General features: G+C 42.9%; 13 protein-coding genes and 1 tRNA gene. 7 read left to right on the top strand and 7 right to left on the bottom strand.

Annotated features, from left to right (window positions below; translation table 11 throughout):
* Positions 1-208: 208 nt before the first annotated feature.
* Positions 209-784: a PleD family two-component system response regulator gene (locus PseudUWO310_RS17745; protein WP_142603607.1), complete on the bottom strand. Its 576-nt coding sequence runs from the start codon at positions 782-784 to the stop codon at positions 209-211.
* Between the two features lie 395 nt (positions 785-1,179).
* Here PseudUWO310_RS17745 and ftsE point away from each other — a divergent pair, with 395 nt between their 5' ends.
* From ftsE to PseudUWO310_RS17770, 5 genes are all read left to right on the top strand, one after another.
* Positions 1,180-1,968, top strand: coding sequence for a cell division ATP-binding protein FtsE (ftsE, locus tag PseudUWO310_RS17750; protein WP_142603639.1), 789 nt, complete (start codon positions 1,180-1,182; stop codon positions 1,966-1,968).
* A 150-nt stretch (positions 1,969-2,118) separates the two neighbouring features.
* On the top strand, positions 2,119-3,036 hold the full coding sequence (locus PseudUWO310_RS17755; protein ID WP_142603610.1) for a cell division protein FtsX: 918 nt from the start codon (positions 2,119-2,121) through the stop codon (positions 3,034-3,036).
* Positions 3,037-3,091: 55 nt separating this feature from the next.
* Positions 3,092-3,165: transfer RNA gene (locus tag PseudUWO310_RS17760), tRNA-Arg, on the top strand.
* 94 nt (positions 3,166-3,259) lie between these two features.
* Complete coding sequence (locus PseudUWO310_RS17765) at positions 3,260-3,688, top strand: hypothetical protein (RefSeq protein WP_142603612.1); 429 nt, start codon at positions 3,260-3,262, stop codon at positions 3,686-3,688.
* 163 nt (positions 3,689-3,851) lie between these two features.
* A complete protein-coding gene (locus PseudUWO310_RS17770) occupies positions 3,852-4,400 on the top strand; it encodes a sterol desaturase (RefSeq protein ID WP_142603614.1) in 549 nt (182 codons plus the stop codon).
* 110 nt (positions 4,401-4,510) lie between these two features.
* On the opposite strand, the gene PseudUWO310_RS17775 is transcribed toward PseudUWO310_RS17770, so the two are convergent.
* The 6 genes from PseudUWO310_RS17775 to PseudUWO310_RS17800 all read right to left on the bottom strand — a co-directional run bounded on the left by PseudUWO310_RS17775 (position 4,511) and on the right by PseudUWO310_RS17800 (position 12,923).
* On the bottom strand, positions 4,511-5,290 hold the full coding sequence (locus tag PseudUWO310_RS17775) for an ABC transporter permease (RefSeq protein WP_142603616.1): 780 nt from the start codon (positions 5,288-5,290) through the stop codon (positions 4,511-4,513).
* A 250-nt stretch (positions 5,291-5,540) separates the two neighbouring features.
* Entirely contained in the window at positions 5,541-6,407 is an 867-nt protein-coding gene (locus PseudUWO310_RS17780; RefSeq protein WP_142603618.1) for a peptidoglycan-binding domain-containing protein, read from the bottom strand.
* A gap of 514 nt (positions 6,408-6,921) precedes the next feature.
* Positions 6,922-8,478, bottom strand: a complete 1,557-nt coding sequence (gene cobA / locus PseudUWO310_RS17785) for a uroporphyrinogen-III C-methyltransferase (protein ID WP_142603620.1) — start codon at positions 8,476-8,478, stop codon at positions 6,922-6,924.
* Positions 8,479-8,487: 9 nt separating this feature from the next.
* Positions 8,488-9,546, bottom strand: a complete 1,059-nt coding sequence (gene rlmN / locus PseudUWO310_RS17790) for a 23S rRNA (adenine(2503)-C(2))-methyltransferase RlmN (protein WP_223805734.1) — start codon at positions 9,544-9,546, stop codon at positions 8,488-8,490.
* Between the two features lie 566 nt (positions 9,547-10,112).
* The gene (locus PseudUWO310_RS17795; protein ID WP_223805735.1) at positions 10,113-11,498 is read right to left on the bottom strand and encodes a methyltransferase domain-containing protein; all 1,386 of its coding nucleotides are present in this window, start codon (positions 11,496-11,498) and stop codon (positions 10,113-10,115) included.
* 111 nt (positions 11,499-11,609) lie between these two features.
* Positions 11,610-12,923: a glycosyltransferase family 4 protein gene (locus PseudUWO310_RS17800; protein ID WP_223805736.1), complete on the bottom strand. Its 1,314-nt coding sequence runs from the start codon at positions 12,921-12,923 to the stop codon at positions 11,610-11,612.
* 281 nt (positions 12,924-13,204) lie between these two features.
* Here PseudUWO310_RS17800 and PseudUWO310_RS17805 point away from each other — a divergent pair, with 281 nt between their 5' ends.
* Positions 13,205-14,176 carry a metallophosphoesterase gene (locus tag PseudUWO310_RS17805; RefSeq protein ID WP_142603624.1) on the top strand — a complete coding sequence of 324 codons (972 nt, stop codon included), beginning with the start codon at positions 13,205-13,207 and terminating at the stop codon, positions 14,174-14,176.
* Between the two features lie 94 nt (positions 14,177-14,270).
* Positions 14,271-15,035 (top strand): GvpL/GvpF family gas vesicle protein, encoded by a 765-nt coding sequence (locus tag PseudUWO310_RS17810; RefSeq protein WP_142603626.1) that lies wholly within the window; start codon positions 14,271-14,273, stop codon positions 15,033-15,035.
* Positions 15,036-15,232 lie beyond the last annotated feature (197 nt).

Raw genomic sequence — 15,232 nt, forward strand, 5'->3', positions numbered from 1 at the left:
CAGTCAATTATTGGGGTTTATGTCCTAGTACATTTGGCGGCAGCTATACTTTTGGTTTTTGAGAAAGGGTTTGCTACGCAAACCCTTTCTCAAAAACCGTTTCAAATTATCCTGAACTCACAAAAAAATGCTAGGAAAGGCAAAGCTTTTCCTAGCATTTTTTTGTGGGGTTACAGCGAAATAACTATCGACAATGGCTAATTTCAGACTATTTTAGTTTTTTCTTGATAAAATCAACCAGTTGTTGGAATTGCTTCTGTTGGGAAGCCACTTGCTGTTCTAAAAGCTTATGTTTGGCTTCTAGCTCTTCAATACGTTGTAGTAAACCATCATCCGACCTTTCTTGAGGCACAGCATCGGCAACGGGGGTACTTGGAGTAACGACAGAGATGGGAGGCATCTTCTGTACCAAAACCATCGCCTTTTTGATTGCTGTGATCAGTTCTTTTTGTTCAAAAGGCTTTTCGATAAATACGAGGTATTTGTCTTCAAACGGCTCAGCAATTTTGCTAGTTACTTCCTCCTTGCGACCAGACATCAAAACTAGGGGAATCCGTCTCAATTCTGGGCTCTGTTGCAAAGTCTCGTAAACCTCAAAGCCGCTCATCCGAGGCAATAGAAAATCTAGCATGATCATCCAAGGCTTTTGCTGTTGGATCATTTCTAGTCCCTTAATACCATCAGCTGCCTCTAGCACCTCAAAGTTTGCGGGCGGGAGCATATCACGAACCATATTACGGATTACGCGACTATCATCAATTACTAATATTTTGTGAGCTGCCACTGCTGATAACCCCTCAGTTATTTTGGTGAATAGAGATTTAGCTTGATTAGCCAATTTTCTGGGCGATTAGATTACTGTCACTGACAGGATAGTAAAAATTCTAAACGACAATGATAGCAAGCATATTTTTGATTTAATTAGGGATTGATTAGAGCTTACGTCAATTAGAAGCCTAACAAGTAAATAAAAGCTTACTAGCTTTTGTCAGTTTTAGCTCTTAAACCCGCAATAATTTAGCATATCGCTACCCAAAAATTAGAAGCGATCGCGTTTAATTTGCAGATGGCAACAATAGCCGATGTCGATCCCTTGACTGGGTCTGTATAATCTCAAGTACAAAGATCGGGCATGGTGCAACTATGCTCTGGTTTTTCAGAATATTTAAGCGATCGCCCATGCTAAAACTGCCAACCAAACCCAACCCCACTTCAACTAACGCCAACAAGAATAAGACTGACGACAATGCTAGTCATGGTCAAAATAACCAAAGTCAAAATAACCAAAGTCAAAATAACCAAAGCCAAAAGTCAACGATCGTCAAATTAGAAAATGTTCGTAAGACCTACGCCAATGGCGCAATTGGATTACGCGATGTCAATATCGAGCTTTATAAAGGGGATTTTAAATTTATTACGGGGCATTCAGGATCGGGGAAATCGACCCTATTAAAGTTACTCTATGGAGCCGAACAAGCAACCGATGGCGAAGTAATTGTGAATGGATTTAACCTTAAGGGTTTAAAAGGCAATAATTTGGCGATGCTGCGTCGCAAGATCGGTATTGTCTTTCAAGACTACAAACTCGTACCTAAACGTACGGTTTCTGAGAATGTTGCTTTTGTCTTAATGGCTCAGGGCTATACCTACAAGGAAATTCAGCGACGGGTTCAGCCAGCCCTCAAGATGGTGGGGCTAATGCATAAGGCGGACTGTTTTCCTGAAGAGCTGTCGGGAGGAGAGCAGCAGCGGACGAGCATCGCCCGCGCGATCGTCAATACGCCACCTCTCGTCCTAGCCGATGAGCCGACAGGAAATCTCGATCCTGATAATGCTTGGCAAGTCATTAAGATCTTGAAAAAATTAAATTCTTTTGGAGTAACGGTACTATTGACAACCCACGATGAGCAGTTAGTCCGAGCCGCTAATCATCCCGTATTACATTTACAGAACGGATATATTGTTTAAGTAAATGGGCTTAGTTAAATATAAAACCCTAAAACCTGCGGTGCAAGCTGCTTGTACGCCACAGGTTTTAGCCTTAGATTTTAATTATGCTGAGGGAATTAGGTTTTAGTAATTAATTGGTAATTGGTAATTGGTAATTGGTAATTGGTAATGGTGCAGGGTTTCGTTCGCTTCTTTACTAAAATTGACTATCTGCTGCGCGAGACTTTTTTAGGTTTAAGGCGTGGTGGCTGGATGAACTGGGCCGCAATTAGCACAGTGGCGGTGTTGTTGTTCCTATTTGGGGCTAGCCTCCAAATTTCATGGCAGCTAGAAAATGTGTTGGGACAGTTGGGCAGTCAACTAGAGATTTCGGTCTATCTAGATGAGAATACCGTGGGTGAGTCGATGCAATCGCGTTTGCTTTTGGTGGATGGGGTTGCCGCCGCTAAGCTCATTCCCAAGGAAGACGCATGGCAAAATTTGATGAAGGATCTAGGCAAGAACGATCTCAGCCAAGCAACCCAACAACTGGGAGGCAACCCTCTGGTTGACGAATTTAAAGTGCGAGCTACTTCTAGCGATCGCGTGCCCGATGTTGCTAAACGTATTTCTGGTTTGAAGGGAATTAATGAGGTTTGGTATACGAACGAAGTTGTCGAAAGAATTGGGCAACTGCGCCGCGCTTTGAGCAATAGCAGCGTGGCAATTGTGGCGATTTTTACGGTAATTGCGATCGCTGTAATTACCACGACGATTCGGTTAATTGTATTGGCGCGGCGGCGAGAAATTGAGGTCATGCAATTAGTCGGGGCAACGGCAGCATGGATTTATTTCCCGTTTGTACTGCAAGGTGTATTTTTTGGGATCATGGGTGCGGCTACCGCCTACGTAATGCTGATGCTCAGTCTCAATCTTTTAGGTGGGGCGATCGTTAATCAACCCGAACTGATTAAATCCCTTACGCTCGGTTTAACGACGGATTTACGGGTACAGTTCCTCTTGCCCGTAGTATTAGTAATTTTCGGCGCGACGATCGGTGTATTAGGCAGTTTGCTTGCTGTACGGCGATTTTCTTTTAATTCCTAGGGCTACGATAAAGTGCCTGCCAAGGATAAACCTATGGTATAATCAAATCCTGCTTGGGTATGTAGCTCAGTTGGATAGAGCATCAGATTCCGGTTCTGAGGGTCGGGGGTTCGAGCCCCTCCATACTCGTAACTATAGCGTTGCAAAAGTGTTTTAAAGCGATCGTAACGGTAAAGGCTTTTAGCGCGATATCAAGCAAGATTAATAGAGTAAATTCTGATCTATGGAACGTGGATTATTGTGGTTGCCTCTGTTAGCTATATTCTTTTGGCTAGCATGGTCAGGCTGGAATGAATACCAAAAAATTGAGTCCTATAAACGTTGGGCGGAACAATTTGAACGCCACAAATATGACATCTATGCCGTTTTAGGTCAAAAGGGCGATCGCCTAACATGGGGAAAGCCCACTCGCAAAGAACCTAGCCATCTCCAGACGGTCACCTTTCAAGATATTGCCCGTATTCGATTTCGGATTGATAGCAAGTTCTTTGATGAGAAAGATGCGGAATTCCCCCTCAATGCCAAACAAATCTCGGTAGAGTTACTCCTAAAAACAGGGGAAATGCCCAGCATCAGATTTACAGATGTTGATATTGCCGCTGGATGGTATCGCTTTTTAAGCGATCGCCTAGCCACTTCTGCCAATCCTTAAATTCTTAAGTTTTATTAAGCAAACCCGCAACTAGCTAAAGAATAAATTAACGATTTAAGGGCACTTCAAGTACATTTACTCATCACAAATCTTTTCTTAACCTCGGTATAAACGCAACTTTAACTTCATCTCTTAGGCTTAATCCAAGTTGTGAGGGTTTACTTTGGAAGTTATTTTAGAAGTTACTTTAGAATTGGTTAAGGCGATCGCAGCAACAACATTGCTACTTCTGCTAGGCGACTTCTTTTCAACGTTTTTTTATCATGTTCCCGAACATGTATTTGGTAAGTTTCACTCCATCGTGCATCATGGCAAAAACCGCAGCTTTCTTCACTATGCAGTTTTAACCAGAAATCCTCTCGTATTGCTTGATGGCATTTTAGGAGCAGTTCCTTATTTTATCTTTACGCCTTGGTTATGGCAGTTATCGGCAGTGGGTACTGTAATCGGTCTATTACTCGGAGAGTTTCATGTGGTGTGGCGACATGTGTCCATCCTTGAGTGGAAGACTCCAGAACCAATTAAATCCATTTGTGAATGGTTCTATATTACGACTCCCGAAAGACATTGGTTGCATCATCAAAATGCCTTTGCCGCCTATGGTGATATCTTTGCTTTTTACGACTTTCCTGCTCAGAAGTGGTTAACTTTTTTGAGGTTTGTCCGTCGCAAATTTAAGCAATTAAATCAAACAAATATCGCTGTCCAGTAGTTTTTTGAATAGGGCTTACTCCATTGCCAGTGAAGGATTAGATGTTGCGGCGCTTTGCGCCGCAACATCTAATCCTTGTTTTTTGATATCTATAGCTTTTTCAGATACCTTTACGGTAATTTTAATTGTTGAGCAGGTGTAAAAAATTGCCGACTCACAAGATTAGTTAAGATCAAAGCCGTGATTAGATTAGCGGTAGTAATCGCAAATAAAATTACTAATTGATAACGCACGGCCAATAGAGGAGAAACACCACCTAAGATCTGTCCCGTCATCATTCCGGGTAATGACACTACGCCTGCCACCATCATCACGTTAATCGTGGGGATCATTGCTGCTCTGATTGCGTCGGCTTGGTAATTGGCGATCGCCTGTTGCGGCGTAGCACCCAAACACAAATACGTCTCGATTTCTCGCGATCGCTTGACTAGATCCTGTGTAAATCTCTCTGCTGAGATCGCGGCTCCATTCATGGAGTTACCCAAGATCATTCCGGCCAATGGGATCAAGTATTGTGGCGCATACCAAGTATCGGGCTGGACGACTAAAAATGTGGTGTAAGCAAGAATGGTGAGCGTTCCTACGATTACGGAAACCCACATAATCGGCAAAGCGTAGGGTAATTTTTCACGGATGCGGTTTTTAGCTTCACGGGCTGCCATCAGACTCATCAAGATAATAATGAAGAGGATCGGGACAGGTTGTTTAATGGCAAACACCGTATCTAGCAAGAAACCAACGACGATGAGCTGAATCACACTGCGAAAGGTCGCAATTAATAGGCTGCGCTCGATCGCGAGTTTTTGCCAAATCGAAAACCCAATGGCGATCGCAATCAAACCCAATGAGATCAACATTTTGGGGATATTCAGATCGATAACAGAATTCATAAATTAGTAATAGAGCGATCGCCAAGTTTACTAGGACATAAACCCCAAGCATTGACTGGCGGCGCAAAGCGCCGCCAGTCAATGCTTGGGGTTTGGTTTGTTCTACATCAATTATCGATCAAAAGAACCCCAAGGAAATTTTTGAAAGCGTTGCTTCGCAACGCTTTCAAAAATTTCCTTGGGTTGGGTTTGAGTGCAAAGCGCTGTCAATCAAGTGAATGTAGCTATGATCGAGCGATCGCCACATATCCTAGGATTGCAAAGCAGCTAAGGTCTGAGCGCCAAGCACACCATCCACAGGTAATCCATAGAGGGCTTGCGCTTTTTTAATCGCCGCCGTAGTCTGGGCTCCCTGAATGCCATCAATCGCACCGTCATACAGACCGAGATTGCTTAATAGGACTTGTCCCTTCTTAATTACATCATCGGAATTACTAGCGGTTGGCTGACTGGCTGGGTCTTTATAACTAATAGGTACGACATTGCTACCCGCTTCTAGAGCCGCAAGGGTGAGCGATCCCGCAACGCCATCAGGAATTAGACCATAGGTCTTTTGAGCCAGAATAACTGCTTCTTGGGTCATTGGACCTTTAATGCCATCGATCGCACCACCATAAAACCCGCGATCGCTGAGTAGCTGCTGTAGATTTTTAATCGCGTCGGATTTATTAGGACTATCAACCGCAGGTTTCACGTCCGAAATTGGCGTAGTTGGAACTGTATTCGCGGCATTAGCTTCGTAGGTATCTGCTTGCAAAGCGGCTAGGGTCTGAGCGCCAGCAACTCCATCGGCATCTAATTTATAAAATATTTGCGCGGCAACAATTGCTTCTGTAGTGGCAGCTCCCTTTACCCCATCGATCGCCCCTGGGTTAAAGCCGCGCTTGGCTAGTAACTGTTGAATGTTTGCCACCTCAGGCTGGTAAGCAAAAGCACCACTAGGCATATTCATCGCGATCGCGCTGGCGGCTAGCCCTACACAGAGGAGCGACTTAGCTTGCTGTGAAGATTGAGCGATCGAATTCAACAATTGACAATCCACATTCCGATCAATAGATTCGCCTTGCTCTAAGCGTTCGCAAAGCATTTCACCATGAAGATAAGCAACAAGTTCCATATAGTTCAGCCTCAATAAAAAATGCCATTAGGCTTATCAATTGACTCTTTAGCATCAGTAAAGTAAGCAGCTAAACATAAGTAAACTTAAAATCTAGAAGAGCGTAACATCCGCGTAGCGAGCGGTACGCTCTCTGGTTTTGGTTGTTAATTATGCTGAACTACTTATGTAATTTCAGATTTTGAGAGGACTCATCTTTCGCAAAGCGATCGATGAATTGCCGTCTTAAAAATACATACTCAAACTACAGGCTTAAACTACATGCTTAACAGAGACGATATATTTACCTGTACTTATATTGTAAGGAAAAAACAAGTAAATGTCAGAAATTGCTTGTTTCTATAACCGAATTATAGCTACCGCCAACTGTATCAGGACATAAAACCCAAGATCGGGTTGCCGCACGGAGCGCGACAACACGATCTTGGGCTTTAATTCTGTCCTAACAAGACTGGCGGTAGCTATAAATCTATAGATCCTGCTTGTCATACTATGAAAAGACCGCCTCTCTCTTTTAGGTTTTAAGTTTTTTCGCGATCGCCTCTGCCAGTCCATCTAGGGTATATTCCTCAGCTTCACAATCGACACGCCCCAACAACTCATAACAAGTGCTAGAAGTCTGAGGACCAATGGAGGCAATTTTTACCGAGGCTAGCCAAGATTGCCAAGTCTCCCGACTAACAACCCGATCTAGTAGCAAACAAAAATGTCTCACCGTCTTTGAGCTGGCAAAGGCGATCGCATCTAGATCTTGATTTTGAATGGCTTCTAGGGCTAAGGGATCGATCGCTTCAGGACATCCCGACTCGTAGGCTGCGATCGCCTCGACCACAGCCCCATGCTGCTGCAACTGCTCCACCAAAATCTCGCGCCCACCCGATTCAACACGCGGAAATAACAACCTTTTGCCTGTTAAAACATGATTGCCCGTCAGAAAAGCATCGATCAAGGAATCAGCAATAAAATCTACGGGTACTAAATCGGGCGTAATTCCATAATTTGCCAGAACTTCGGCTGTTTTGCGCCCTACTACGGCTACTTTAAGGGAATGCAAAGCACGACTATCTTTACCAGATTTTTGCAAGCGCCCAAAAAAGCTCTCCACCGCATTTGCGGAAGTCAAAATCAACCAATCATAATGGGCGAGATCGGCGATCGCGCGATCAAGCATTTCCCAACTGGTCGGCGGCAAAATCGCTAAAGTAGGCATCTCGATCGCCTTTGCGCCAAGACCGATCAGCAAATCCGTAAACTGACTAGCCTGCCCCGCAGACCTCGTTACTAAAATAGTTTTCCCTTGCAACGCAAAATTTTCCTTTTCTGGACTCTGCCCAAAATTTTCCAACGATCGCTCACCCTGCATCGACAATTGCTCATGAAACTTTACGACTTCACCAATAACAATCACCGCAGGCGATAGGGAGCCATCTGGCAATTTGGATTGAATGTCCGCCAGAGTCCCCGTCCATACCTGCTGTGCGATTCTTCCACACCAGCGCACGATCGCCATTGGGGTATCCCCCGATTTGCCTCCCTGTAATTTTGCCAATAATCTCGCCAGATTATTTGTCCCCATCAAAATTACCAGCGTCGGGATTTGCGCGATCGCCTCCCAAGGCAACCGCTCCAAATCATGCCCCGTCATCACCGCAAAGCAAGAACTCGCTTCCACTTCCGTTAGCGGAATCCCCGCTAGCATCGGCGCGGCGATCGCACTAGAAATCCCTGCCACGACTTCCCATTCACAATTTGCATCTTGTAAAGCAAGTATCTCAGGTAGCGATCGCCCAAATATCCAAGGATCGCCACTTTTGAGCCTCACCACACGCTTACCTTTTAAGCAATATTCCACCAACATTTGGTTGATTTCGGCTTGTTTGACGCTCTCCTGTCCGCCCCGTTTACCCGCAATAATGCGATCGCATTTCTCTGGAGCCAGATCTAATAAAGTGCGATCGACCAGTGCATCACTAATAATTATTTCAGCAGTACATATCAAATCCCTAGCGCGAACCGTCAGAAACTCCACGCCACCAATTCCTGCGCCCACAATAAAAACTTTACCTTTCATCCTGTGCAGCTATTTTGCTAAAGCCTTTTCATGTTGACCGCGCAACTGTCCGCAAGCTGCGTCAGCCTCTAGCCCTCTTGTCCGACGCACACTCACTGCTATTTTATGGTCTTCTAAGATCTGGACAAAGGTTTGAATTGCCCTCTCGCTGGGGCGTTTGTAATCGGCATCGGATACAGGATTATAGGGGATCAGATTAACGTGACTTTGGAAACCACGAATCAAATAGGCGAGTTCCTGCGCTTGCTCCGCAGAGTCATTCACTCCCGCCAGTAGCGTATATTCAAAACTAATTCTGCGCCCAGTGATCTCTACATATTCGCGACAATCATCCATGAGGGCGATCAGGGGATAGCGATCGGCGGAGGGAATTACTTGGGCGCGAACTTCCTGCGTGGGGGCATGGAGGCTGACCGCCAGCGTGACTTGCAAATGTTCTTCCGCAAATCGGGGGATTTGATTGGGAATGCCAACCGTAGAAACGGTGATATTCCGCTGACCGATGCCAATATCTTTGTTGATGACCCCGATCGCTCCAACTAAATTTTCATAATTGAGCAGGGGTTCACCCATGCCCATAAACACGATATGGCTGACGCGCTGCTGCATTACTTCCTGTACGGTCAGCACTTGGTCGATGATTTCATGCTTGGCTAAGTTGCGCCGAAATCCACCTTTACCCGTGGCACAAAAGTCACAGCCCATAGGACAGCCCACCTGAGTGGAGACGCAGACCGTCAAGCGTTTACTGGTAGGAATACCAACGGTTTCGACAATTTCGCCGTCGGCTAGTTTTAAGAGAAATTTCTCCGTCCCATCGCGAGTTTGTTTGTGCAGGTAAATCTGCGATCGCCCAATTTCCACGGTTGGGTTTTGGGCAAATTCTTCGCGCCATGCCTTCGGAAAAACCGTAATATCGTCAAGACTCCGCGCCCCTTTTTCATACAGCCACGCATAAAGCTGCTTACCGCGATAACTAGGCTGCCCCTGCGAAACTACCCATTCCGTGAGTTCGGATTGCGATCGCCCCAATAGTGGTAGGATTTTGGGAGCAGAATTTGGGAGCATATTGGCAATCATGACAGAGTAGCAAATGGGACAGGTATATTGATTTTATCAAATTTCCTACGCAACTCAAACTCAGTCACGCTGCGAAGCTGATTTCTCCGAAACCGTCAAGGAATTAACCTCGAAAATGCGAAGAGATTTTCCGATCAAAAAACGATACTTATCTTGTCTGAGAAGGGTATAAAGATGGGAAAATTCGATCTATAGCCTTTAATGGAAATACAATTCTTACAGCACTTTTTGGTGTGTCAGAGACCAAGAAACCCTCTTTACATAAAGTATTTAGAATGGTACGAGCTTGTCTAGTCTGATAACCAGTGATTTGTGAAGCAGACTAGAGCCTTGGGCAGAAGTCAAATTACTTGGAATGTTGTAGCAATTAAATTCTTTGTATGATTGAGAAGTTAAGTCTTTTAGATGCATACCCAAAAACCGCTACTGGGAGAAGATTACAGTATTTTTATCCTGTACTCAGAGTTGGTGTATAAGAATATATGATAATGACTCATCTTTAATCTCTTTGTATTTATGCCCAAAGCTCTAGCGTCAAAGTACAAGAGGCATCTTTAATACTTTTGTATAATTAAACCGAAACAAGTACATGGATAACCATCTACACTGAGTTTCAGATGTGCGCCCTGATTACTATCCCCCCAAGTTTCTTTGGATAACCAGCCTTCTCCTACAGCATAGGGTGGTAGGTCGATGAACCTATCTAGCGGCTGACTTCCTACATCAAAGTTTAGCGTTGCGACCTTATGTCCCTCACTTACTAGTCTGTTATAAATATCTTTAAAATGACGATCCTGAAAAATCACAGTTGACCAATTGTCTATAGTTTCGGGTTCGTTTGTATAGTTGTACTCAGTAGTATGCACTGCGATCCCACCTGATTTCAAAACCTTAAGGGAATTCTCGATAAAGTTTAAACCATTATTTATAGACCCTAGATGCTCTAGAGCGCATATAGACCAGCAAAAATCATAGCTATCATGCAAGTTTTCGGGAATCTCGTTCATGTCAACATATTTTAGTCTAACGTTCTGGGTAAACGTCTCTTTATCAACAATGGTTGAAAAAAAAACTTGTTCGAGCATATTAGTATGCTGACCAGTTTCCATCCACCCTAATCCTTTAACTTTGTCCGGATGCAAATCTGTCACTGTAATTTGCCATCCCATTGAAGCAAACAGAGATGGGAGAGGCTCTTGACCACAGCCAAAACCTATACCAGTCAGTTCTTGTTTATCTCCAAAATGATTGTATATAGCTTGTGGAACATAGCAAAGTTCCCATATTTTTCGATGATAAATGGGATCGATTTTTAATTGTTGACACCAATATTTGAGCCATTTGCTCTCTATATCTTCTTGAGTAGTCGCTTTAGATTGAAGATTAATGGGTTGGAAACTTAACTCTTCATCCATATCTAAGTTATCCCTGCGAAGATCTTTAGCTAATTCATAGCCAAAGTTTTTTATATTTAAACGCATTGACTTAATATCGCGAAGGAGTAAGTTCAATTCATTGATGTTAGGCTGTCCCTCCTTAGATAGTTGAAGCAGCGACCTAATAAACTCATTTTTGCTAAAGTCAGCAAAAAAGGTTGAGTCAGATTTACTGATTTTATTCCCATCATTAACTTCTAGCTCTATCAATAAATCTAGTTTCTCAAAAAGAGGCTTAACGTGCTTGGAGGCTTTATCCAAACTATCTGTATCAGGGTTATTACAGAAAACCACAAAAACTTCATTCGCAAAAACTGGAGGATATTGTTCGTCTTTAATCTTTTCTAATATCGAATAATTAATATCCTTCATCATTCCTTTGTGAATCACAAACCACTGGATACCATCATTCAAATTTTCCTCGACAAAGCGGAGATACGAGATAACAGAAGTGATGGTTTCACCAAATTCGTTGGGAGCGAATACTTTGTCAGTAGATTTCATTTTGCTTCTTAAAAAATCTACTATGTTTGACCAGTATGGATCATTGAGGGGGAACGGCATAGACATTTTAACCTTTTTTGCTAATAAGTATTTAGTTAAGTAGTAACTTGATTAGATTATCTTTGTATAGGCTTTGTAAAGTTTTTCCTTGTAATTTTCCATACTAAATATTTTCAACCTTTCTTTCCCTGATTCAATTAGCTTTGATCTGACGTGAGGATTATTTATCAGTTTCTCAATACCTTCTCTGATGTCATCTGAGTCATAGGGGTCTATGTATATAGCTGCATCTCCACACACTTCTGGCAGAGAAGAAACTTTGGAAGTAATCACTGGACAATTAAAAGACATTGCTTCTAATGGAGGTAATCCAAATCCCTCATACAAAGATGGAAAAACAAAACAAAAAGCTCCTGTGTACAGGTAACCTAAATCTTTTCTAGGTAAGTAATTAAGAATTTTTACTTTTTTTGAGAAATTTTTTCCGAACAGATTTTTAATATTATCTATTGTATCTTTCCACAACCACGCTTTTTTGCCGACTATAACCAGTTTCATGTCTGTATCCAAGCCTTTATAAGCTTCTACCAGCCTTCCTACATTTTTTTTGGGCTCTATGGCACCCACAAAGAGAATATATTTTTGAAATTCTAATGAATATCGATCTAACACACTACTAACTGAATCTTCTTTAATTAAAGCAGAGTTATTGATGATAGGTTGATAGGTTAAGAATACTTTCTCTGGATCTATGTCAAAACATTGAAGGATATCTTGCCTTGCGCTTTCAGAAACAGTTAGGATTAGATCGGATTTTTTGATTGTGCTATCCACAATATTGAAAAAGTACTTTTTATCGTCTAACGTTGTGTAAGGGAGTTTCAGAGGGACTAGATCGTGAATAGTCGCAATTGTTTTAGCATTTTTTATTTTGATTGGTATGGGATAAGTCATGTGCCATACATCTATTTTTCTTGAGACATTTACTGTTGTATTGAGTCTTGCAAGTCTGTATAAACTATTCGCTAGGGTATAACATCCACTAATATTAAGTATTTTCCCACTGGCTGATAAATTACTAAAGATGAAATCACTTTCTTGCTTTATGACAAATTCAGTATTTGGAATTTCTTTAATGTGATTAAAGTACAGTTTTAGAAATAGTTTTAACAGTTTTAACTTTGAACAATCTATTTCACCTTTTTGATCATCAAAAAACATACTCTCAACTAACAATGAATTATCTCTATCAGTAACATGGCGACTACACAACAAATCAACGTTCACACCAAGAGAAATAAGTGCATTGACAAGAGTTGTAGCATAAGTTTTTATTCCTGTACCCTGCTGCATCTCTAAGTTATATCCATCTACAATTACATTAATCTTATTTAAATCCATTTGACTTACAGTTTGATCTGGCACTGGTCAGCTAAATCATGATCGACGTATTTGCGTCTTTTTTATCGGCATGAAACAGACGTTTCAGAACTCATCCCACATTCCCACATCCCCCATTAGCTGACCAGTGCCAAGGTTAGCTTCTCCATAAAGCTTACTGCAAATCGATCCGAACTTTATTGCCGATCTTATGGCTGATTTAACTGTTGGATGTGCTATAGAGTTTATAGATCGGGTGTGGCTTACTACAGCTATTTCTTAGATTTCTTGATATAGTAAATTCGCATAATATTCGCTAGTAATTTATGAAACGTCGTCAACTTTTACTGACATTGTTGGGAGTACCTGTAGTTGGCGCTTTAGTTTATGAGGCGATCGCCAAATCAAAAGTCCCATTGAACAGTCAATATGAACCTGCATTAGCGAAGTCACCATCAAGTAGCCCTAACCAAACTTCTGAAGCAAACTCAGAAATATCCCTAGAAACCACCGAGGAGCCATTACTACGCTTTGCTGCGATCGCCGACAATGGCTTTGGTAGCGCCGACCAGATGGCGGTGGCTAAGTCCATGTGGGAAACCTATCAACAAAAGCCCTATGCCTTTGTGTTAATGGCAGGTGACAATATCTATTCCTATGGGGAGATCAAATTAGCCAAGGCTTATTTTGAAGAACCCTATGCCCCATTGCTCAAAGAGAATGTGAAATTTTATGCTGTGCTGGGCAATCACGATATTGCCAAGACTAATAACGGACTCGATCAGATTAATTACAAGCCTTTTAACATGAGCGATCGCTACTACACTTTCACCAAAGGCGAAGTTGCGGAGGGAACCGTAGAATTTTTTGCGATCGATACCAATGGCAATGCCGATTGGGAAACGCAGCTTGCTTGGCTCGATCTCCAATTAACCAAGAGTAAAGCACCTTGGAAAATTGTCTATGGACATCACCCCCTTTATTCATCGGGCAGACATGGCAGCGACCCCAAACTCGCCGCCAAACTCGCGCCTTTATTTGCCAAACATAAAGTGCCTATATATCTCTGCGGACATGATCACGGGTATGAGCGGTTCAACCCGATCGATGGCACGACCTACATTGTCAATGGTGGCGGCGGCGCACCTTTATATAAATTTACAGGATTACCTCAAACCGCCTTTGTGAGTTCCCAGCATAGCTTCATGACCTTTGATGTCTATCAAGATAAAATCATCACCAAAGCGATCGCGACCGATGGCAAAGTCTTCGATCGCGCGATCATCACTAAGGTTTAGCGATAATTCACCACTAGCATCCCAGCCATAATTACCTTGAGGGCAAAGCATCGCCAAGCTTAGAATAGATATCCTTAACTAATCTGTTAATCCCATGAGTTTATATCTGTACGCAATTTTGCAAGCTGAAAATCTGGATCTCATTCAAAATCTCGATCTCCAAGGTATGAATGCTCAATCCGTCCAGTTTCATGCCCTCCCCCCCTTTGCAATCGCCTACAGTGAAGCCCAACAAGAACGCTATCTAGCCAGTCGCGCCAACCTCATCACCCATGAAACCGTTTTAGAATCGCTGATGAAAGTGATCGATCCGCATCAAGCCGTTCCCCTCCCCTTACAGTTTGGGCTAGTGGTAGAAAACTGGGAAGATGTTCAACGCGACCTGCTCATCCCTTACGAAACCAAGCTCAAGGAGCTAATTCACAACCTAATTGGCAAGCGGGAGGTAAGCGTCAAATTATTTTGGAATCAAACCGAAGAATTAAACCTTGCTGTTGCCGAAAATGCGGGCTTGCGCCAAAGGCGCGAAGCTTTAGTTGGTAAGGTCTTGAGCATGGATGAGGCGATCGCGATCGGTCAAGAACTAGAATCGGCGATCGAAGAACGCCAACAAGTAATTATCACAGCCTTCTTAAATACCCTGAAACCCCTATCCCATGAATATGCTGAGGGCGAACTACTCACGGAAAGCATGATTTATAACGGCTCTTTCCTCATCGATTGGGACAAAGAACCCGAATTTGCCGCTGCCGTTGAAGCCCTCGATCAACAATTTGAAAACCGCCTCAGAATTCGCTACAACGACTTCACGGCTCCCTACAACTTTGTCAAGGTAGATCGAGATTCGCGCATTAAGTAGCTAGGCATAATTAAAAACCAAAACCAGAGAGCATACCGCCCGCATAGCGGGCGGTATGGGCACTGGTCAATAAATTAGTGATGTGAGAAAATAGAGGCAGAGACAAGGAGAAAGCAATGAAATGCCCCCACTGCCAGAGCCAAAAGATCATCAAAAATGGCAAACATCACCACCAAGATGGCAAAGCTATCCAGAAC

Source organism: Pseudanabaena sp. UWO310, from assembly GCF_006861605.1.
Taxonomy (GTDB): domain Bacteria; phylum Cyanobacteriota; class Cyanobacteriia; order Pseudanabaenales; family Pseudanabaenaceae; genus Pseudanabaena.

Bases quoted from the DNA above. Each gene is read 5' to 3' on its own strand.
- ftsE (WP_142603639.1), top strand. From the start codon at position 1,180: ATGCTAAAACTGCCAACCAAACCCAACCCCACTTCAACTAACGCCAAC.
- PseudUWO310_RS17755 (WP_142603610.1), top strand. From the start codon at position 2,119: ATGGTGCAGGGTTTCGTTCGCTTCTTTACTAAAATTGACTATCTGCTG.
- PseudUWO310_RS17765 (WP_142603612.1), top strand. From the start codon at position 3,260: ATGGAACGTGGATTATTGTGGTTGCCTCTGTTAGCTATATTCTTTTGG.
- PseudUWO310_RS17775 (WP_142603616.1), bottom strand. From the start codon at position 5,290: ATGAATTCTGTTATCGATCTGAATATCCCCAAAATGTTGATCTCATTG.
- PseudUWO310_RS17780 (WP_142603618.1), bottom strand. From the start codon at position 6,407: ATGGAACTTGTTGCTTATCTTCATGGTGAAATGCTTTGCGAACGCTTA.
- cobA (WP_142603620.1), bottom strand. From the start codon at position 8,478: ATGAAAGGTAAAGTTTTTATTGTGGGCGCAGGAATTGGTGGCGTGGAG.
- rlmN (WP_223805734.1), bottom strand. From the start codon at position 9,546: ATGCTCCCAAATTCTGCTCCCAAAATCCTACCACTATTGGGGCGATCG.
- PseudUWO310_RS17795 (WP_223805735.1), bottom strand. From the start codon at position 11,498: ATGAAATCTACTGACAAAGTATTCGCTCCCAACGAATTTGGTGAAACC.
- PseudUWO310_RS17805 (WP_142603624.1), top strand. From the start codon at position 13,205: ATGAAACGTCGTCAACTTTTACTGACATTGTTGGGAGTACCTGTAGTT.
- PseudUWO310_RS17810 (WP_142603626.1), top strand. From the start codon at position 14,271: ATGAGTTTATATCTGTACGCAATTTTGCAAGCTGAAAATCTGGATCTC.